Origin of the sequence: Microcoleus sp. D3_18_C4, from assembly GCF_036702355.1 — a bacterium.
Taxonomy (GTDB): domain Bacteria; phylum Cyanobacteriota; class Cyanobacteriia; order Cyanobacteriales; family Microcoleaceae; genus Microcoleus.
The window spans coordinates 13,686-33,812 of sequence record NZ_JAUBTF010000032.1 but is presented as its reverse complement, the minus strand read 5'-3'; the positions used below and the strand labels follow the sequence as shown (position 1 = coordinate 33,812).

23 protein-coding genes and 2 tRNA genes are annotated in these 20,127 nt (G+C 45.5%); 9 read left to right on the top strand and 16 right to left on the bottom strand.

All coding sequences use genetic code 11. The annotated features are described in order from the left end of the window. The first annotated feature begins 5 nt into the window (after positions 1-5). From QUA90_RS17015 to QUA90_RS16995, 5 genes are all read left to right on the top strand, one after another. Positions 6-872, top strand: a complete 867-nt coding sequence (locus QUA90_RS17015) for a HEAT repeat domain-containing protein (RefSeq protein ID WP_333446655.1) — start codon at positions 6-8, stop codon at positions 870-872. Between the two features lie 140 nt (positions 873-1,012). Continuing rightward, positions 1,013-1,459 carry a hypothetical protein gene (locus QUA90_RS17010; RefSeq protein WP_333446653.1) on the top strand — a complete coding sequence of 149 codons (447 nt, stop codon included), beginning with the start codon at positions 1,013-1,015 and terminating at the stop codon, positions 1,457-1,459. A gap of 216 nt (positions 1,460-1,675) precedes the next feature. Beyond that, on the top strand, positions 1,676-1,864 hold the full coding sequence (locus QUA90_RS17005) for a hypothetical protein (protein WP_333446651.1): 189 nt from the start codon (positions 1,676-1,678) through the stop codon (positions 1,862-1,864). Positions 1,865-1,868: 4 nt separating this feature from the next. Further along, positions 1,869-2,642 (top strand): Uma2 family endonuclease, encoded by a 774-nt coding sequence (locus QUA90_RS17000; RefSeq protein WP_333446649.1) that lies wholly within the window; start codon positions 1,869-1,871, stop codon positions 2,640-2,642. A 72-nt stretch (positions 2,643-2,714) separates the two neighbouring features. Then, positions 2,715-4,583 (top strand): tetratricopeptide repeat protein, encoded by a 1,869-nt coding sequence (locus tag QUA90_RS16995; protein WP_333446647.1) that lies wholly within the window; start codon positions 2,715-2,717, stop codon positions 4,581-4,583. 194 nt (positions 4,584-4,777) lie between these two features. On the opposite strand, the gene QUA90_RS16990 is transcribed toward QUA90_RS16995, so the two are convergent. Next, positions 4,778-5,413, bottom strand: coding sequence for a L,D-transpeptidase (locus QUA90_RS16990; protein ID WP_333082030.1), 636 nt, complete (start codon positions 5,411-5,413; stop codon positions 4,778-4,780). A 670-nt stretch (positions 5,414-6,083) separates the two neighbouring features. On the opposite strand from QUA90_RS16990, the gene QUA90_RS16985 reads away from it, so the two are divergent. Both QUA90_RS16985 and QUA90_RS16980 read left to right on the top strand, forming a co-directional pair. Further along, a complete protein-coding gene (locus tag QUA90_RS16985; protein WP_333082031.1) occupies positions 6,084-6,584 on the top strand; it encodes an autotransporter in 501 nt (166 codons plus the stop codon). Between the two features lie 340 nt (positions 6,585-6,924). Then, positions 6,925-8,271: a sorbosone dehydrogenase family protein gene (locus QUA90_RS16980; protein WP_333446645.1), complete on the top strand. Its 1,347-nt coding sequence runs from the start codon at positions 6,925-6,927 to the stop codon at positions 8,269-8,271. Positions 8,272-8,479: 208 nt separating this feature from the next. Here the strand turns inward: QUA90_RS16980 and QUA90_RS16975 are convergent, their stop codons facing one another. The 4 genes from QUA90_RS16975 to QUA90_RS16960 form a co-directional block, all read right to left on the bottom strand. Beyond that, entirely contained in the window at positions 8,480-8,929 is a 450-nt protein-coding gene (locus tag QUA90_RS16975; protein ID WP_445300116.1) for a DUF924 family protein, read from the bottom strand. Positions 8,930-9,210: 281 nt separating this feature from the next. Further along, positions 9,211-9,657 (bottom strand): peptidoglycan-binding domain-containing protein, encoded by a 447-nt coding sequence (locus QUA90_RS16970; RefSeq protein ID WP_333082034.1) that lies wholly within the window; start codon positions 9,655-9,657, stop codon positions 9,211-9,213. 40 nt (positions 9,658-9,697) lie between these two features. Next, a complete protein-coding gene (locus QUA90_RS16965) occupies positions 9,698-10,336 on the bottom strand; it encodes a ThiF family adenylyltransferase (protein ID WP_333446643.1) in 639 nt (212 codons plus the stop codon). Positions 10,337-10,383: 47 nt separating this feature from the next. Next, entirely contained in the window at positions 10,384-11,211 is an 828-nt protein-coding gene (locus QUA90_RS16960; protein ID WP_333446641.1) for a hypothetical protein, read from the bottom strand. A gap of 152 nt (positions 11,212-11,363) precedes the next feature. Between QUA90_RS16960 and QUA90_RS16955 the strand changes: the two genes are divergently transcribed. Beyond that, positions 11,364-11,756, top strand: coding sequence for a DUF4189 domain-containing protein (locus tag QUA90_RS16955; protein WP_333327973.1), 393 nt, complete (start codon positions 11,364-11,366; stop codon positions 11,754-11,756). A gap of 144 nt (positions 11,757-11,900) precedes the next feature. Here the strand turns inward: QUA90_RS16955 and QUA90_RS16950 are convergent, their stop codons facing one another. After that, positions 11,901-12,242 carry a hypothetical protein gene (locus QUA90_RS16950; protein WP_333327969.1) on the bottom strand — a complete coding sequence of 114 codons (342 nt, stop codon included), beginning with the start codon at positions 12,240-12,242 and terminating at the stop codon, positions 11,901-11,903. A gap of 484 nt (positions 12,243-12,726) precedes the next feature. Between QUA90_RS16950 and QUA90_RS16945 the strand changes: the two genes are divergently transcribed. Continuing rightward, positions 12,727-12,984, top strand: a complete 258-nt coding sequence (locus tag QUA90_RS16945) for a DUF433 domain-containing protein (RefSeq protein WP_333446638.1) — start codon at positions 12,727-12,729, stop codon at positions 12,982-12,984. 73 nt (positions 12,985-13,057) lie between these two features. Here QUA90_RS16945 and QUA90_RS16940 read toward each other — a convergent pair whose 3' ends face one another. The 10 genes from QUA90_RS16940 to QUA90_RS16895 form a co-directional block, all read right to left on the bottom strand. Beyond that, positions 13,058-14,251, bottom strand: coding sequence for a hypothetical protein (locus QUA90_RS16940; protein WP_333446637.1), 1,194 nt, complete (start codon positions 14,249-14,251; stop codon positions 13,058-13,060). A gap of 64 nt (positions 14,252-14,315) precedes the next feature. Then, the gene (locus QUA90_RS16935) at positions 14,316-15,755 is read right to left on the bottom strand and encodes a hypothetical protein (protein ID WP_333446635.1); all 1,440 of its coding nucleotides are present in this window, start codon (positions 15,753-15,755) and stop codon (positions 14,316-14,318) included. Between the two features lie 188 nt (positions 15,756-15,943). Continuing rightward, a complete protein-coding gene (locus QUA90_RS16930; RefSeq protein WP_333446633.1) occupies positions 15,944-16,405 on the bottom strand; it encodes a hypothetical protein in 462 nt (153 codons plus the stop codon). A 409-nt stretch (positions 16,406-16,814) separates the two neighbouring features. Next, the gene (locus QUA90_RS16925; protein ID WP_333101629.1) at positions 16,815-17,015 is read right to left on the bottom strand and encodes a hypothetical protein; all 201 of its coding nucleotides are present in this window, start codon (positions 17,013-17,015) and stop codon (positions 16,815-16,817) included. Between the two features lie 123 nt (positions 17,016-17,138). Further along, a complete protein-coding gene (locus QUA90_RS16920) occupies positions 17,139-17,339 on the bottom strand; it encodes a radical SAM protein (protein WP_333446631.1) in 201 nt (66 codons plus the stop codon). Between the two features lie 304 nt (positions 17,340-17,643). Then, positions 17,644-18,606: a GNAT family N-acetyltransferase gene (locus QUA90_RS16915; protein WP_333446629.1), complete on the bottom strand. Its 963-nt coding sequence runs from the start codon at positions 18,604-18,606 to the stop codon at positions 17,644-17,646. A gap of 227 nt (positions 18,607-18,833) precedes the next feature. Next, positions 18,834-18,907, bottom strand: a tRNA-Lys gene (locus tag QUA90_RS16910). A gap of 197 nt (positions 18,908-19,104) precedes the next feature. Continuing rightward, positions 19,105-19,677, bottom strand: a complete 573-nt coding sequence (locus QUA90_RS16905; protein ID WP_333446628.1) for a dihydrofolate reductase family protein — start codon at positions 19,675-19,677, stop codon at positions 19,105-19,107. Positions 19,678-19,697: 20 nt separating this feature from the next. After that, positions 19,698-19,916, bottom strand: coding sequence for a hypothetical protein (locus QUA90_RS16900; RefSeq protein ID WP_333446626.1), 219 nt, complete (start codon positions 19,914-19,916; stop codon positions 19,698-19,700). 128 nt (positions 19,917-20,044) lie between these two features. Continuing rightward, a tRNA-Ser gene (locus QUA90_RS16895) sits at positions 20,045-20,127 on the bottom strand.

Below are 20,127 nucleotides of genomic sequence, written 5' to 3'. Positions count from 1 at the left end.
AGCCCATGACGAAGCACTACCGACACAGATTAGCTGCCGTAATTGCCCTCTCGTTTCTATCTTTCACATCGCCTTCGCTGTTGACTCGCAATGCTGCGACTGGAATTGGGGAGGAACCCACAGCTAATCCCAAACAGATTGCCTTCCTCACCGAGAAGTTAAATATTAACGATGAAATGGCAATTGATCCAGCTATTAGGCTGTTACGAAAAATAGGTGAACCAGCCATCCCTGATAGGATGGAAGCATTGCATGATCAGAATTTGTCAGTCCGCCAGAGTGCTGCTGAGGTTCTAAGACAAATTCGTCTTCCTGCTATTTCTGCCTTTGTCAAAACCTTGAAAGACTCAGATGTGTCGGTTGGTGCAGAAACTAAAATTGCTGTGCCGCAGCTAATTCTGTTGCTGAAAGACTCCGATGCAACTGTGCGTAGCCGTGCTGACTATGCTTTGGGAAGGATGGGTGCAGAAGCTAAAACTGCTGTGCCGCAGCTAATTCTGTTGCTGAAAGACTCCGATGCAAATGTGCGTAGCCGTGCAGCCAATGCTTTGGGAAGGATGGGTGCAGAAGCTAAAACTGTTGTGCCGCAGCTAATTCTGTTGCTGAAAGACTCCGATGCAAAGGTGCGTAGCCGTGCAGACTATGCTTTGGCAAGGATGCGTGCAGAAGCTAAAACTGCACTGCCGCAGCTAATTTCCCTGCTTCAAGACTCAGATGCAACTGTGCGGAGTAGTGCAGCCAATGCTTTGGGAAGTTTCGGTGCAGAAGCTAAAACTGCACTGCCGCAGCTAATTGTCTTGCTGAAAGACTCCAATCCAAATGTGCGTAGTAGTACAGCCTCTGCTTTGAATAAAATCCGTGCAAAAGCTTAAACTGCACTGCCGCAGCTAATTGTCTTGCTGAAAGACTCCAATCCAAATGTGCGTAGGTAGTGCAGCCTCTGCTTTGGGGACGATTGGTGCAGAAGCTAAAACTGTTGTGTCGCAGCTAGTTCCGCTGCTGAAAGACTCCAATGCAAATGTGCGTAGGTAGTGCAGCCTCTGCTTTGGGGACGATTGGTGCAGAAGCTAAAACTGTTGTGTCGCAGCTAGTTCCGCTGCTGAAAGACTCCGATGCCAATCTGCGTAGCCCTGCGGCCCCTGTCTTGCTAAGTATTGCTCTTCACCTTCAAGAAAAAGCAAAGACGCTAACTTCACCGGAGTTAAATCAGGCTGTATCAAACCTAGAATCAGCCTTAAAAATTTTGGACGAACCTAAAGCTAATTTGTCACCACCAAGGATCCCAAATCTCCGTGTATACATCAATGCTCTCAAAGCTGAACAAAGCAATCGCCCCTGCATCAAATCACTTCCCAAAAGTCCCTACATCTGGGGAATTTACTTATTTTTCCTCTTCCGAACCTTTGGCATCCGCCCACTGTGGCTGCTCAAAATCTACGAAACCTTAAAACCGAAATAGCCGGCGGCAGAAACATCACCGTTTTGCTAGCAAAACTCTATATCAAACCACTCATTGCCAAGAAAAAAGGCACGACAGACGGCAATTCACCCGCTACTATTTTTGAGTAAATGCTGCACTATTTAAACCAAATAAACCGCAGCGGAACAGAGGATAAAGTCAGCGATTACACCGCTAGATATTAACGGCAACGATGAGAGTTAATGGCAAGATTTCTTGAAGGTAGCCGACTCCCAAAATTCATCAGAAGCGATCGCAGGCTTTCTGTTAGCCGTAAAAAATTGCTATCTCGATAAAATTCCCGGTGCAAAAGATACTGACTTTCTGCCACAAGAAATCACATCGCGCTATAATATTACAATTACCGTACCGCTTCAATCTCCTCAAGCCGTCTCGCCTGGGTAATCTTATGACGATGTACGTACCGGATTCGCAGCCTTCGCAAACAAAAGTCCTCCCTACGATGTATGATTTACCCAGTGAAGACCCGGAGGAACCCGGTTTGCCTGACGAATTCCACGACTTTCAACCTGAACTGCTGCGTTTAACCTGTCGCCCCGCAAACCATCCGCCCGAACAAATATTTATAGCGACAGACCTTAATCTCTACTACGATTCTAACCATCTCAATTGGTACAAAAGACCTGATTGGTTTGTCGTCTTGGGGGTTCCGAGATTTTATCGAGGTGACGAATTACGCCTCAGCTACGTGATGTGGCAAGAAAATGTCAGTCCTCTGGTAGTAATAGAACTGCTATCACCTGGAACTGAAGAGGAGGATTTAGGAATTACAGAAGAAACACCAAATAAACCGCCTACTAAGTGGCGAGTTTACGAACAGATTTTGCAGATTCCTTACTACTTTGTTTTTAGTCGGTATAACAATCAACTGAGAGTATTTCGTTTGATTGGCAATCGTTACCGCGAACAAGTTTTAACCGAACCCAGATTCTGGATACCGGAATTAGAATTAGGTATAGGTTTGTGGGAAGGTTGTTATCAAGGTTGTTCGAGGTTGTGGCTGCGTTGGTACGATGTCAGTGGCAATTGGGTTCTGACTCCAGAGGAGTTTGAAAGGCAGCGAGCCGAATTAGAAAGTCAGCGATCCGAATCAGAAAGTCAGCGAGCAAATAGTTTAGCCGATCGCCTCAGAGAAATGGGCATTAATCCAGATGAGCTGTAAAATTAAATAGCAGCATGAAATGGTGCAAGCTGCAAGCGCTGTCCATAAAAACTTATTAACTAAAAATAAATTATGCCAGACTCTACCTCACTGCGCGATCGCTACCTAGCCCTAATCGACAAAATTGTCGAAATCACCCTCAAAGGTCAAATTCGCTCCAAAGAACAAGTTTATCAAATGCTGGTGCAAGACATTAGTACCGGTACTGGCGAAATCTTTGAACGCTGTTTCGGCGAACGCCTTGATGCCGCCGAAAATCAACTCAGAAATGAAAAAGACGAAATCAAACAAGCAAAGGCAAATCGCAGCCTCCGAGCTCTCAAAACCATCCAAGGAGAATGGGAACGCTGGCAGAAAGATAACCGCGTCGATCGCGCAATTGCATCCTCTATCCAACAAATCGTTACTGCTGAATCTAACGCCCGCCTCTTGGCATTATTGCAAGTAATTGATCCGAATAAAGAACATCCGCTGACTCTAGATCAATTGCAGCAATTAGCCAAATCTCTGCACCAACAAATGCTGCAAACTGCCAATCCCGAAACAGAGCAAGATTTGCAGCAAATCACCGCCGGGATCGCCAAAGGTTTAGAATCTTGGCAGCGTTTGGAACCGGAACTTGTGGGCTGGATTTATCAGCCGCAGCAGCTAGGATTTGCCGGTAGTCCCGAACAAAATGGGCCTTGGGCTTTTTGGGCAAAAAAAGTTAACAGTCCCTTTCCCCAGGCTCTTTTGAATACTATTGCGATCGGTGAATCTGTAGTTAAATTCGCAGCCCAGAAATCGAATTTAGATTTAGGCATATTGGTGGAATTAGCGATTATTTTGCAGTGCTTGCAGCGGGCGTTGGCGACATGGTTTGACAAGCAAGTTTACGATTCCAAAGTGTCAACCAAAGCTTCTATTTCTACTTACATTACTTTTGCGGTAATTTGGAGTCAGCTAGCTAGTGGGTTTAATAATTCTACCAAGAGCGGGGAGCAGTTAGCCAATGCTTGTTTTCAAGTAACTTTGCAAATTTTGCGTGCTTTTTCTCAACGAGAATACTTTCCGCTTTACGGGGGAATTTTTGCTTCATTTGATGGTAAAGCTCTGCGTCATACTTTGGATTATTTAGATGAACCGCTGCGGCGAGTTGAAGGCACTCAAGCGAAAGCTCGAATTCTGACGCTTTTGGGTTATTCGATGCAGGCGGCTGGGGCTTACGAGCGATCGCTCTTGCTGCACAAGCAAGCGCTGGAAATTGCCCGTACCGAAGGAGACAAAGCTTGCGAAGTTGCCAATCTCAATCACATCAGCCGCAACTATGTTGCTCAAAAAAATTATCAGGAAGCGATTAATTACAGCCAGCGGGCTTTAATTATGGCACGACAAGCGGGAGAGCGACAAGGCGAGGCAAATGCTCTGGCTAATTTGGGTTACAGTGAAGTGTTTCAAGCGCGGCAGTTGGAGGAGGTGGAACCGGAGGTTTACGAGAGTGCGATCGGCTATTTGGAACAAGGTTTGTTGCTATCGGAAAAATTGGGCGATCGCCAAAGTCAAGCTTTTTGTTCCAGCAGTCTGGGTATCGCTAAAATTGCCCTAGAAAATGCTGAATCTGCGATCGAATATTTGCTCAAAGGTTGGCAAGCGGCTCAATTCTCAGGGGATTTATATTTGCAAGGTCTGAATTTGGCTTACTTGGCTCAAGCTTATTACAGAATCAACTCACTAGAAAAAGCGATATTTGCGGGCAGTTTGGGGATGTATACTCTGGAGCAAATTGGTGCGATGGAGTGGCGTCAATCGGCTGGCTTGTTGACTATTTTGCGGGGTCAAATGGGGGCTGAATCTTTTAAACAAGCTTTGGCTAAAAGTCGAGCGAATATCATTCCGGCGATCGGTGTTGATGGCTACGATTACATCCCGGAGTTGCTGGAAAAATATCAGCAATCTATTTAACTCTTTGTGGAACAGGCCGAAAAGCCTGTTGGTGAGAGGGGTGCAAAATGTAAGTTTTAACTCACCCAATAGCTGCATTATCAATAAGTCTTTCATGGGCGGGCATGATGCCCAGCCCACAACCAAATTTAAGTCTTTGTGGAACAGGCATCTTGCCTGTTCATTTGTTTTTATGCACCCCAACCTCCGAATAACTAATGCTCAACTATCACCGGTGTGCCAACTGCGACTTTCTCAAATAAAGCCTGTGCGTCTTTGTCAAACATTCTGACACAACCGTGAGAAGCTGCCCCCCCGATCGACTCTGGATTCGGAGTACCATGAAAACCAATCACATTCTTGCCATCCGTCCAAAATCCCATCCACCTACTCCCTAATGGATTGTCTGGCCCAGCAGGAATAAGTTCTCCTGTCCAAGGATTTTGCCAAACAGGATCTTTGATCATTTGCATAACTTTAAAATTGCCTGTAGGAGTTTCCCACCCACCTTTTCCCACAGCAACCGGGAAACTGGTTTGCACCTTATTTTGTCGGTAAACATAGACGCGGCGTTCTCGCAATTTCAGGACTAAACGCACTTCCTCAATAGGATTTACCGCAGGCTTTGGTTCCTGGGGAATATAACGAAATGGTTCTCCCAAGGGCGGCAGTTCTGGGGTTCCAAGATTCGGCAATTGTGTCTCGGATGTGGGCCGCTGCGCTGCGATCGCACTATTACTTGAATTAGCCACCAATTCGGCAGTCGCCTGCTGCTGTAGGCCGACCGACAGCGCGGCCGCACTCAAGCTAAGCACAATTAACTTGTTAAACAAAAATTTGCTCTTCACCATTGTTTTCTTCGCTAAACTCCTCACCAGCATTTCCTACAAAGTTCCTATCTAATTATCCGCCAACCGCACCTGATGAGAAAATTTTTGAGATGGCTTTTTGACGGCAACTGCGCTGTACAGTTTTTAGTTGAAATTCCACCACTGATAACTTGTAACTCAACACAAAGCTTAGGCAATAATACCAAAACAACAAGGTTTTTATAAGTGGCTCAGTGGAGTTACGCAATAGAATGTCGTTAAAAAACCCGGTTTATGGGTAAATCTTGCAAGAAAATGATTAAGTTTTCCCTCCGACTAATTGGATTTTTTAGTAATGGCCGACTGGCGATCGAGTATTCAAACTATGGCGCTGCTGTATCCGGCAAGCACAATCTGTCTTTGGGTAGAGTTCCCCCCAGCAACAGTTAGGTGGGCGGAAAAAAACTGCAACGGTCGATCGAATAAACTCAATATATCACGGCAACACTCTAGAGATGCAAACCGCTGAACTTGTTGTAAATCGGGAACTTATGATGTAAAATTTAGTCTTTCAATACTTGTTCGATAATCTTTTTTTGAGATTGTCATAAATTTCCTACTTTGGGGATTAAACTGGATTAGGTATAGAGGTTGGGACTTTCGTGCAGCGGAAGCAAACCCGACCCTGAATAGCAGTTAATGTGAGGTTTCAATGCGTCTTCAGAACATCAAATTATTGACAGGTGCAACACTGTCGGTGGTAATTTCGGCGGTCTCAGTACATCCTGCGATGGCTAACCCTGCAACTCAAATAGCCCAAACGCAGACCACCACAACAGCAAACACTACAACCATTGTAGGTTTTGTCAAAAGTATTGTCGGCGATGTAGTAACTATTCGCGAAGAAAGCGCGCCGTACAGGACTCTCAGGATTCAAAGATGCGTTCTGAGAATTATTGGCCTAGTACCGGGAATGAAAGTCAGAGCTACCGTCGCCGGATCTCAGATCCAAAATATCGCGGTGATCCCCGATTATAAGGTGGTAGCCACAACGGTTGCTCGTCCCGCCACCCCAGCACCGGCACCGCGTCCGGCTCCAGAACCGCCACCGCGTCCGGCTCCTCGTCCGGCTCCGGCTCCGGCTCCTCGTCCGGCTCCCCGTCCAATTCCGGCTCCGGCTCCCCGTCCGGCTCCTGTGAGAGGACTTTGGTAGACCTAGGTTATGCTATTTTCGATTTTTGATTTTTGATTTTCGATGGGAATGACCAAAAGCAATGTGGTCACCAGCCGCGTGATTCATTCGTGGAACGAGAAAAAAGCTCGAATCCGGATCGCAAGCCCTCGGAGTTATCAGTGGGGTCGCTTTTTTCAATCTAAAATCTAAAATTGATTGACTGATCAAGCTCAAAGCTTGGAGCACTTGCCTACAGTTGCATTCTTTTTTGCAACTGGTATCAGTAAATGGAATTAAGCCACCGCGCCGGCGGTGGCTTAGCTGTTCACTAGCAGGTAGAATAATAGAATTGTCCAGCAATTGTTGAGAAATCGCTGCTATGTATTACCTGCGTTTCTTGCTGCTAATTATGCTGTTGCCGATGATTGCGTGCGATCGAGCTACAGATGCGATCGCCCCTGCTGTGGGCGACAACGGCCCCGTGTCTCAAATTCCCTCCCGTGCACCGCTGGCAAATGTTGGGACAAATCAAATTGTACCGACCAAACCGCTTTCGCCGCAGCCAATCCGCATTGTTGCAACTACTTTGCCACAGCCAGGAGCCAGCGAAAGCGCCTCAAAGCCTCCTCAAGTAATACCGATTCCCGCATCGCCAGTGCTGCGAGTGCCTCCTGGCTTTGTCGTCAACGTTTTTGCTGACAATTTAGACGCTCCCCGATGGCTGGCTTTGACGCCGACAGGTGATGTTTTGGTAACAGAAACCCGGCAAAATCGGATTACACTGTTGCGAGATGCCAACGGCGATGGGGTTGCTGAGGTTCGCAAGACTTTTGCCAGTGCCCAAAACGGGTTAAATATTCCCTTTGGCATGGCTTTTGCCGATCGCTATTTTTTCCTCGGAAATACCGCTGAAGTCCGCCGATTTCCCTACACAAAAGGGCAGGAACAATTAATCGGTACTGGTCAAAAAATTGCCGATTTACCGGGCGGTGGCTACAACCAACACTGGACGCGAAATGTTGTGGTTTCCCCCGACAAGAGCAAGCTTTTCGTCTCAGTTGGATCGCAGTCTAATGCCGATGTCGAACCGCTGCCGAGGGCATCTGTTCAAGTGATGAATTTGGACGGCAAGAACCAGCAAATTTTTGCTTCCGGTTTGCGAAATCCGGTGGGATTGGATTTTCACCCAAAAACTAATCAACTCTACACGACAGTCAACGAACGCGACGGTTTGGGAGATGATTTGGTGCCGGATTACTTGACAAGAATTCGTCAAGGCGAGTTTTATGGCTGGCCTTACACTTATTTTAAGCCGAATTTGCTCGACCCGCGCCACTCCAGAAATGGCAATAGCGATCGACCTGATTTAGCGGCTAAAACATTAATGCCGGACGTGCTGTTTCAGGCGCATTCGGCGGCTTTGGGGCTTCAGTTTTACGACGGCAAAACGTTTCCCAAAAGATTCTCGAACGGGGCGTTTGTGGCGTTTCGCGGGAGTTGGAACCGGAACGCTGGAACTGGTTATAAAATCGTGTTTGTACCTTTTAATGCCGCGAATGGACGCCCTCAAGGTTATTATGAGGATTTTCTGACTGGTTTTCTCACAGATCCGTCGGGCCCGACAACTTGGGGAAGGCCGGTTGGTTTGCTGGTTTTACCTGACGGGAGTTTGCTATTTACTGAGGAAGCGAACAACCGGATTTATCGGGTGCAGTATCGCGGGTGACGATGGGGGGATTAATAAATTCTTCACCAGCGTCTACTTTTTGTTGAATCAACAAGGGATCTTCTTTTCTAATTTCTATTCAATTTGAGATTCGCTGGGTTGGGGCGGGTTTTGTAGACAGATTGCCTGCTGTTGGTTGTGATTGCGCGCTCAAACCGCCTCTACAACCTCGAATGTATCAGAACGATCGAGATTTTGCGATCGCGCTTTAAAATCCAGAACCGGGTTGTTTGAGAAATTCCGCTTCTTCCGGGGTTGTTTCGCGTCCGAGAATTTGATTGCGGTGAGGAAATCTCCCAAAACGCTCGATTATTTCCAAATGCTTCTGCGCGTATTCAATGACTGAATCGCTGTCAGGTTCGCCGCTGAGTTGGCTAAATAGTTCCACAGATTTTTGCTGGTTTTCTAATTTTTCGCTGTGTTCAAAAGGCAGATAAATAAACCATTTTTGTACAGTTAGCAATTCGCGATCGAATTTATGATTAACAGCGTATTCGGCGGTGGCTAAAGCTTTGCTGTCTGTGGCGAATGCTTGAGGTGTTCCGCGAAACATATTACGCGGGAATTGATCGAGCAGTAGAATTAATGCTAGGCAGTTTTCGGGGGAATCTTGCCATGAGTCGAGTTTACCGGAGGCGGCTAGTTCGTATTGCTGCAAAAAGCCCGATCCTCTTCGAGGGCTTCGCTAACGCACTTCTGCATCAAAATCCGCATCTTTTTCAAACCATTTCTTGTGGACTTTGCCAAACTCAAGAGAGTTCGATCGACCAAACCAAAAATCTAAAACTTCATTCATTAGCAATCTAGTATGTGATTGATTTTTGATTGCAGCTTCTGTGTCTGTAGTTGTACAAAATGCGCTATCTGTCCAACTACAAACCGCAGCGATTAATGATTAGCAATGTTGACTTAGGAACCTTTGTTGTCCGGTGCTTAAATTTACAAACTAGCAAACAGTCTGTCCCAAGTTTTGCCTCCCACCACTCCGTCTACAGGAATATGAGCTTGCCGCTGAAATTTCTTCACTGCATCTTCGGTTGTCGGACCGAAAACGCCATCAATTACGATCGGGTGTGCGGACAAGCCCCGCGCGTTCAACAACTTTTGCAGTTTCTTCACATCGTGCCCTTTCGAGCCGCATTTTAAAATCCTTTTATGGTGTCTGACTTGTGGTTCGTGGCAATCATTAGTGGGGCAAATTGCGCTGCCCGCTGTATAGTTTGCTGCATTTGCGCCAGTCAAAACTAATAAGCCCAGAACTGCAAGTAAATAATAAAAAGTCTGCGATCCAACCATACTTTCCCTGTTAATTTTCTCAAGCGTTTTTTGCAAGTTGGACGATTGTTTGAGGGTGAGAAACCGGGTTTCTGGGATGGGGGCATCCAATCTCGATTCACCTGGTTTCTGGCAACAGTCAACCGACATTCTACAATATAAGTGGCTTTACTGCAAAATCTCCGATCGTGCAAGTTAAATTTTGTTGCTGTTTGGTAGCAGCAAAGGTAACAATAACTTCGCAGGCAACTGCAACTGTCAGGATTACCAAGTTTCGCGCCAGCGGGTAATCGCAAACGTCATCATTCGTCGCTGAAGGAACCCGATAGTGTTGGTTCCAAATTATTTCGGAGTAATCGGCAGCTAATCCGACGTGCACGCAGGGAAGGGAGACACTCGCACAGTAATCCTTGACTGCTTGCCGCCCGACACTGTTATCAAAAGTATCGATGACTGTGGCGCTGTTGGCAAGCAGCCGATCGACATTTGCGGGTGTCAATTCTTTTGAGTGCGCGTCAATGCTGACGGACAAAGCGCGGTAGAGGTTGTTGGCGAGAATTTTGGCTTTGAATGCGCCGATGTCCGATCGATAATAGGGTTGAGTGGAAAGGTTGCGTTCCTCGATGCGATCGCGATCGATGACTTTTAACTGACAAAAGCCCGATCGCGCCAGACTTTCTGTAATATTCGCACCCAAAGCGCCCGCCCCGCACACCGTTACCGGGAAATTTTTGATCTGCGACATCACTGCCGCACTTCTGTAAAGTTGTTCGTGAAAAAATATACTCATAGTCAGTAGTCAGTAGTCAGTAGTCAGTAGTCAGTAGTCATTATTTACTATCTATCTTCAACTACTCCAACTAATGATTGCAAGTCGAAGTCTTTGTCCAATCCGCTGAGACAAATCCCCGCACTCATAACTGTCAAGTCATTTTTGGCGATCGCAGAAGTGTGGTGTTCTCCCGTTCCGCTAGTCCATTCAACTAGCCAATAATTTTCGCGATCGAAAAAATCCCGCAATTCACCGCCTCCCATTTTCAACGCCCGCTGCAAGCGCTTTTCTTCCCGCACTTTCGGATCGAAACCTTTAATATTTCGGGACACCAATTCGTAAACTGTTCGCATTTCCGGCGTCATTCCTTTAAAGCGAACATCTTGAGGCAAAATCAACTTTTTTAAAGCTGCTTTCAACTTCTCAGAGGGCAGCGGATCGGCGCGCCTGTCAATCTCTTCAAACCACAAACAATGACCGTCCCACCGCGCAACAATCGGCTCAAACTGCGAACCTTCTGTTACTAAATGCACGGGTACGGGTTTGGCAACACCCGTGCGCTGTTTAGCATCAGATTCGTTAACCGGATAAGCCAGCCAAGTTTGCCCTTGCAGCACGTAAGCCAAGTGCAAGCGAACGGGTACGAGCAGTTGCAAATACTCGGCAACTTGCGGCCAACTCGGTTCCTCAATCACCGCAGCAATTTTCTCATTAATCTGCCTAAAAATAGCCCATCCTTCAAATTGGCGCGGCTGCGGTTGAAAAGTATAAACCATTGAGCTAACTCTTATCCGTACGCTTCCTCCGCGCACGCAGGGCGCCAAAAATGGGGTATCGAGTAGCTGCCCTTCTTGGGCCGCAAGTTGGCTGAGAATTCTGCGAATATCTGCCAATGGATTGACCTCCCTAATCTTACTTATTGTACAGAACGCACTTTTAATTAAAGCCAATACAAAGAATTGTAAACACTCTTGACACGAATGAATATCCTAATATAATATTGAGCGAGTATAGAATTTTAACCTTGTAAATATCTCAAGTAAATATGCTGCCAAAGCTTTTTTCTAAGTTGGTTGTAGTGACAGCTCTGACAGTTCCTATTTTGGGGTCAGTCCAGGTAGCTAAAGCTCAGGACAGCTATGGAGCTACTGCTTATTCTCCGACTTCTGACGCCACTGGTATTAGTTGGGATCATGCTACAGAGAAAGAAGCACTAAACGCAGCAGTAGCCGTCTGCAATGAACAAAGCGGAGGTGCGAACGACTGCGAACCCCTGACATCTAATAGTAATAATTGTGGAGCGATCGCAGTAGGCAAAGGAGGAGCCGGTGCGGGCTGGGGCGACGATAAAGAAGCAGCAGAAGCTCAAGCTCTCGCAGGTTGCAGCGAACTAGAGGGCGGCAGTTGTAAAGTGCAGCTTTCAGCTTGCAACAACTAATTAAACTGATAAAAATCGGTGGAAGACGTGTATATTTTGGCTGCTCAAACAGCTTAAAAAATTGTATTTGGTATGGTGTGCATTGCACACCATACCAGATAAAACTCAGCTAAAATTAGGGTACGCAATGCACACTCGACGCAGCTAATCTCTTACTTCGGAGGTAACTGCATCTGGTGGCAGCAAACTTTCTAATCTATCTTTAGACCAGTATTCAGTAGGGTAAGCAAGTGCAATAATATCAGAGAGTCGAATCAGCCACGTAACTTGCCCGTAAGCATCGATATGTTCCGCCTGTTCGTTAGGGGGAACTATCACCAAAAGTTCCACAAACTCCCCGAACAAATTAGTCGGGATGCCGCCGAAACTGCTATTATTTGTTTTAATCCAAACTTTACTGCCTCGATCGAGAGCTTCTTGGAGTCGCTGGCAGAGCAAACTGGATTTTTTGACCTGGGATTTTTTGGCTTTCGACTTTTTTCCCATAGTTTTAAGAAGTTAAAGTAGTTGTATTGTGGGTTGCACCGTGGGTTGCACAGTTCGTTAGACAGTGGGTTGAGATTTAGTGCGATCCTCTTCGTTGGCGTAGCCCCCGTAGGGGCGGGCTTTCCTTCGGATCGCGAAAGCTAACGCTAACGCGGTTTGGTATTGAAACGGACAAAAGGAAAAAGGGCGATCGCCCCCTCGCTACCCCATTACTCTAGTCTATAAGAAAGTGCTGTACTGCGATCGTAATAACAATTTAATCGCAAAATCGGGAAATGACACCAGTTCCCAAAAAATGCGACTCTAGCCAAGGTTCAAACCCTTAATTCATCAGTGATTCCCAATCTAAAATCTAAAATCTAAAATCTAAAATGGTAGGACCTGCGGTGGCACTGTTACAAAGTCAGTCAACGAGACCCGTGTTTCTACTGTGCCCAAATGCAGTATAATTGGCGAAATCTTCCCCAATCGTTTAAGTAAAACAATGGACTGGCGAAAGCTCATTCATCCAACAAACCCGAAAGCTTCAACAAGTCAACCAGCAGCGCCAGAAACTCGATTGTCTGTAGAATTTTTGCTAGGGCTCTTTGCTGCGGGATGGACTCAACAGCAGGTGTTAGAGAAATATCCTGCACTCACTGCGGAAAAGTTGCGCGCTGCTTTGGCTGGTGCGGATTCCCAGTTAGTGTCATCCATCGCTAATCCAGAATTACAAGAAATTATCGCTCAAACTAGAGAATAATTTACAATGCTAACACCTGAAGGATTGCGGGCTGTTTTCCGTTTGCTGCTGAATGTCTCCATATATAAAAGTTCTACTTGACGCGATAATTCCAGGTTTGGATAGCTAAATCTATAAACCATCCTAAATTAAAGTCTGTCTCCTTTTGGTAAATTTCCCACCATTCCCTAGTAGTGCTATCAATAGGTGGAGTAATTCCTTTAAGGAGATACAAAAGTAAGAAAAAAGTATTATGATTATAACCTAGTGCAGCTTGCGTCAAGTACATATTAGGTTTACACCATTTTAACATTCCATGCCTAGTCATTCCTGAAAATGTATTAGGTTGAGGTTGCTCTTTTAAGTTGATAGTATCTTTTGTACAGACGACCCATTCTAGGGAAGAATTTTCCGAAAAAGGGTTGCTTCCTTTTTTCAAAACAAATCCAAATCGAGTAACCGGTGTTTTGATGTTTTTACTAACTGCTGTTGGCAACCAAAGAAATAAAAAGATTCCATTAGTAGTGTTAGTTATTTCTGCCACTTTTTTGTGATTCACTCCATCCCCAGTTCCATACAATATTTTTCTGTAAGTGGTACTAACCATTTCTTTTACTTTTGGCTGAGACAAAAGCAAAGTTCCCAACTTCAGAAAATCTGTATGATAGTCTGGTGGGAGCCTAGCTACAAAATTGCGAGTAAAAGCAGGTAAACTGCTACGATCTAAATTAGGAGAGATTTCTGGCAACCCAAATACAGGGTAAGAAATTTCATAAATTTGACTTAATAGTTTAAATTGACCTGAATTATGATAATTTTGTACAGTAAATTTCCAAAAACAAAAATCTTCTTCAAATTTTGAAGCTTCTTTGTCTGTGTAATTATCATCGTGAAAACTCGGTGCGATCGCTATCATTTTCACGGGCAATGAATAGTCAATTTTATCCTCAAAGCATTTATTGGTGAGAATAGCTTTACGATAACGAGTTAGCTGCGCAACTAATCCTCGATCTTCTTCATTTTTCAACTCAATAATTATCGGCTGATTTTCGGATTTGGTACAGCACAATAAATCGCATCGCTGCATTTTTACAGTATGCTGCCTTTTAATTTTAATTAGCGACGGAAATATTTCATCAAATTTCTCATCTATATAATCTTCCAAATCCATCTCGGATTGAAACCTGATTTCACCACCAATATAAATTAACTTGCGATTAGCAGTTTTTACCCTCTCATTCAACCTTTTACCTTGGGTTGATAGATGTTTTGCTTTGAGGTATGGCACAGTAGCTATCCCATAAAGTGAGCATTGCCCACCAGCATAACTGACGGGCAATGCCTAAATTCTATCACTTGTCATCCCTCACAGGCAGCGACGTATCCAGAATTTCCATCAACAATTCCAGCCGCGAAGGACGGCTCAACATCGGCACTAAATTCGGCAAGGAGTAGTAATCTCCCGCAAACGTAAAGGTTTCCACCGATACTTGTTTGTCCTTCAATTGCTTCTGGAGATATTCGCACCAAGCACCAACTCGCACAATCACAACATCAGGAATTACCCCCAAACTGCGGCAGTAATTCTGATAAGCATCTGCAAAATAAGGTGCAGCGTTTTCGCCTTCATCTGTCACCATAATGAATTGTTCGACAACCTGCTTTTTAATTCGCATTGCTTCCACCGCGCAACCGCAACTTGTGCCGCCGCCAGCGCGAATGTGCTTGAAAGCGCCTTCCCAGTCAGTCAATTCGCTGCCGTTTGCTTGCACTGGATACGGTATCGTGTCAAAGGCATAAACAAACAGTGCAGCCTCGGAAATGCCCGAAATCAAAGCAGCGAGACGCTTCCCGACTTCGATCGCACTTTCCATGCTTCCCGACTTGTCAATCAACAAACCGGTTGCTTTCGCAATCTTGCCGCGCTTCTTCACCTGTTCGTTTGTCACCGCTTCCAGCTTCGCCGCCGTTGCTGCGTCGAAATTCGCGCCCGCGCCCGCCACACTCGCTTTGTAAGCAGAAACCCGATCGCACTTTGCCGCTTCATCCAGCTTCGAGTCAATCAACTGCTTGACTTCCGGGTGTTCCATCGCCCCGCGCGACTGAATCGATTTCAAATTGTTGATGACTTCCTGCGGCGACATCGAGTTAATCAGCGCGGCCAAAACCGTTGGCGTTAGCTGTTTGATCGCACCAACTGCGATCGTATACGGAATCTTGTACTCAACAATCAAATTCGCCTGTTCCGCAGGTGTCGCCGCCTTTGCTAACTGCTTCAAAACGAATGCCAGAGAGTCTTCCGGCGGATTGTCTTTAAACAGAATAGCGTTAGCGCGATCGCTCGGCTTGACGTGCAGCGTTGCGTACAAATGCTTCATCGCCTTGCGGTTGCGGATGGCCGCGCGATCGAAAAACTGTGCATTCTTTTCCCGCGATTTCAGATAGCGAGTGACAGCAGTGCGCGCGCTGCGGGGCACCTTATTCTGGTGCTGCTTCATAAAGTCCACAATCCGCGAAACCTCGTAGGGAGGGAACTCTTGCAGCATCATAAAACCGGCATCTCGGTGTTCCGTCAGCGCCGAAGTCAGCAAATTTCCGGCAAAAACTTCCTTGTGATCGCGCACGTCGCCGTGACGTTGATACCACACTGCTAAATGACCGTAAAAAATCGGATCTAATTCAACAATTAACTTGTGAATTTCTGCTACTTTTTCTAATTGGCGGTGAGGAGTTGTGAGCAGACTGTTGAGCATTTCCAAACGCAAATCGCGCTCTGCTGCATTCATATTCATCGGTGCTACCTCCCTATAAGATTTTGGATTTGAGAAAGATTCAAAATCGGCGGTTGGCAGTTGTTGCACGCTAGCGAGTGAATTTAAAAAGTCACCGCGCAAGTTTGGGGAGCTTTTTTTGGTAAACCTAAATAGGGTTTGTATGTAAGCTCTCGCGATTAGGGCGCGGCAAAAACTGCTATTGAAAATTATTTGAGGGAAACTGTTTCTAGTTCAAGGGATCTCAAATCGGGTTCAACCCAGTTAATTCGAGCTTCCGAAGACATCAACCGATCGCGCGTGTAGTAGGTAAAAGGTAAAGTGCGATCGGCGTATTTTGCTATCAAACCGTTAGCCAAATGTACGATCGATTGATTTTGGCTTTCATCGGCGAGATATCGGCGAATAGTTCGCACCCAAAACAGCGTTAGTGTTTCGTGATACCCGCTGTTTTTTGTGGTTTCAATTCCTTGAGCCGAGTTGTAACGTTTAATGCCATTGCGAATCGCATTTATCGCTTCTTGCTCCGAGTCATAACACAGATACCACAGGGCAACAGTTAAATGTGCTTCGTGCGTCCATTGACTTCGCGACAGGTTGCCTTCTTGGAAGGCATGAATAAGACTGTCTATCTCCTTGGGCGATCGGTAAATTGCCAGTCTTTTTCTCATGGCTAATACCCAATTTATTTTTGAGGACGGAAGTCTTCAATACAAACAGGATTACTTAATTATTATCCTGAATTAAGAACAAAAGCTTATAGCGCATAAAAAGTCACTTCGCGCAAGTTAAGAAAGCCGTTGTTCATACGCAGGAGTAGAACCTACGACTTCTATTTTCAGAGAAATGCCCAATCAAGAGCTAGTATGTATGCTTCCTTTGTTGGGGCGCGAAGTGGAACTTTTAAGCGCCGGATAGATATAAAAAATTCAGCTATAAAAGGCAGCGCACAAGTCAGAGAAGCTTTAGCCTCGCGGCAAGTAGGAATTGAACCTACAATTCGATTTTAAGTCGAACGTATCCAGTTTGTAAGCTTCTTTTGTTAGGGTGCGCTGCCTAATACGTGCTTTAAGTGAATTTCTAGCCGTAAACGGCTTCTGGGCGAACAATTAAATCGCCGCTGGGACGGCGATCCAGAACGTAAGACTCGAAGCGAGATCCCTTGACATCAAAATGATTTGCCAGACGTTCCTTAATAGCCTTGTCGCTCATTCCTGCCGCGATACCCAGTTGGTCTTCAGCCAGATCGTAGGAACGTCCTTCAAAACGAATGTGAACCATTACCGATACCTCCTAGAGCAATTGTGGATTTTGGATTAGTAGCTTATCTGCTCTCGACTTTGGCTTTTTGTGAGACTTAGCAAATTGCCAGTATCGGTAAAGATTCACGAAATCCGATAATCTTTACTGAAAGAAGCGCCGTTCTAAATGATAAGCTTGTTTGATTTGGCGGATTTCCTCAGCCTTTTTGGTTGATTCAAATCTGGCAGAGCTTGTCTGTTCTGAATCCGCATCAAATTCGTTGAAATTAGACTGATTTCGTACAACATCTGACTCGCGCCGAGTCAGTTTGTAACCGAACAGTCTCGTATAAAGTAACAACATGACCATCGAGTCTATATTACAAGACTTTCAAATTGATGTTCGTTGAAATTTTGAGCAATATTTAGTTGTCAAGGTTCAGAATTTGCACGAAAAATACAGGTTTTTGCTTGTCCTGCGCTTTCCATACTTAAATACTACGTATATACTACATAAGTGTCAAGGGAGTAGCAAAAGTTTTTTAGATAAAACTTACACGAGTGGCGAAAAACCGGGTTTTTTCACCAAAATATTTCGTTGGTATCCGCAGATCCGGTAAAAAACCCGGTTTCTTGGGTCGGAGTGCGATCGCGAACTGTAACATCGATTAAACATCCTTAACATAGGAAATGCTATCGCGAATATTGTGAAAGCCAGCAGACTCGTAAAGTCCCATCGCACCTGATGAATTTTCAGCATCGACGCCGAGAATAGCAGTAGCCACACCGGCAGCTTTCAGTCGATGCAAACCAGCGAGCAACATTGCTCGTCCCAATCCCATTTTGCGGAAGCCGCGCCTCGTGCCGAGACAGGCAATCCAGCCTTCATTACGCCCGGTACGATCGCACTCTTCCACACTAATCTTGCAGTAACAAAAACTGACAAATGTGCCGTCATCAGCAACAGCAATCAAGTCTAAATCATTTCTGTAATCGGGTTTAGCTAACTCGTGCTTAAATTTATCCAACGTTAAATCGTGATGATTCCAGTGATCGATAAACGACTGGTTGAACATTTCTACCCAAGCTGCCGCATCCTGTTCGCCGGGGAACTGACGCAGCGCGAAACCTTCGGGGAAGTGCGGTTCTGGGATCGGTTCAGAGAGCGATCGCGCCATGCGGCAAAAATAGCGATCGACCTTAAAACCGCAACTTGTCAGCACAGAAAGGCGATCGCAATCCTCAGCGCGAGCGTAGGTTCGCAGCTTCACGCGCCCGCCCCGCATTGCAGACACTTCGCGCATCCGCACTTCACCCCAGGCGATCGCGGCTGCTTCCACATCGCCTCCGCGCGCACCTGGGTGGACGCGAAACCACAGCCAACCGTCAATTACTTCCCCAGGCTCAGAAACCGACAACTGAGCAAAACCGATTAATTTTCCCTCCGCATCTTCCCAAAGGCGGATATCGCGGGCTTTGTCTAGGGACGGTGCGTTAAATTCTTGTTGTAGTTCCGAGATGGAAGTGCCTTCATCGAGCCGATCGACTTCTTCGCAAGTATTGATTAAATGTGCGATCGCATCTAAATCGCGATCGCCCCCATAGCAGCGCGCCGAGAGACTTGCCATCATAGCTAATCACCATTCCCTGTTGTTATTCAGTTTAAAAATAGCTTGGGCGATCGCACTTTTATCGATCGGATGAGTCGATCGACATTAAAAATCCGACAACGCAAACACTCACAGCAATCCAACCGCTACCGCCATTGGCTGCTATCGTGAGCGCAAAATGGGCTAAAAGCGACATACTAGAGACAGTTTAAAGTCTCAAAACCTTGTGAATAGTAGGTTATTGGGGATGGGAGTAGAAGGACTTGAACCTTCGACCTTGAGATTAAGAGTCACCTGCTCTAACCAACTGAGCTATACTCCCGCATCTACAATAGTATAACACAACCGTTCTGAAAAATCAACTTTTTTTGTAAAAATTTGTGGCGATCGGTCTGACTCAACATTGAAATCGAGAAAATACCGCATACAATTTTTGTGTAATTCCTAGAAAATCATTTTGTAGTAAAGACTTCAGTCCTTTTTTGCCCGCAGTAATTGCAACTAATAAAGTCCTTATCGCTAATGCTTCACTCGATAATGAACCAACATGAAACCGTTGCTGTAGATTTTGCGATCGGCAACTTCCAAATTGGTCGGCTCGATTGCACCGGAAAAAAGAGGAATTCCCGCTCCGATTACTACCGGATTCAACTTCACAATCATCTCGTCAATCTCAGAAAAAAGAGTTGCAGCTAAAGCCCCACCACCGCAGAGCCAGATGTCTTTACCCGTTTCCCTTTTCAATTCCTTAACCAATTCAACAGGATTGTCCGAAACAAGTTCAATATTCTCATCGGGACTGGCTTCCATAGTGCGCGAAAAGACATACTGCTTCAAGCTGGGATAAGGATTAGTTACACCCACATTTAGTCCTACCTCATAAGTTTTCCGTCCCATCAAAACCGCATCAAACTGCTTGTTCTCTGCACGAATGCCTCGTGCTTCCTGAAAGTGAGCCGGAAAAGTTTCAGGAAAGGAATCTAACAAATCAGCGAAATGCTCTCGATCCAGAGGAAAACAATCAAATGAGCCATCTTCGCGAGCAATAAAACCGTCAACTGTGCAAGCAACGTAATATTTTAGTTTTCTCATCTTTCACGTTCATTTGGATATTACAACAATTTTACCTCGTAAAAACCAGGACGTGTTTCATCAAAATCATCCGCAACGTAAGTAAAAATTCCTTTTCCAAAGCCAAATCGACGAGGTTTGAGGACATCAGTCTTTTCAGGTGACTTTTCTTTCAGTTTTTGGATTTCGTTTAAAATTTGAGTATCCTTTAATAACAAGATCCACAGAATTAATTCTAATTTAAGAACTTGAATGCTCATGGCTTCTAGGTTGAATAACTACCAAATTTAGACTTATTATAAACCAATCCATCCACCGAGGAGGTACTGCCCCTCCTATCCCCGCGTTATCAGCACGGTGTCTCGCTTTTCGACTTCCGGTGGTTAAAAGGAAGATGAAGGAATCGAACCCTTACAGTTGCCTGTACCCCAGTTTTCAAGACTGGTTGCCAACCATTTAGCGGCATCTTCC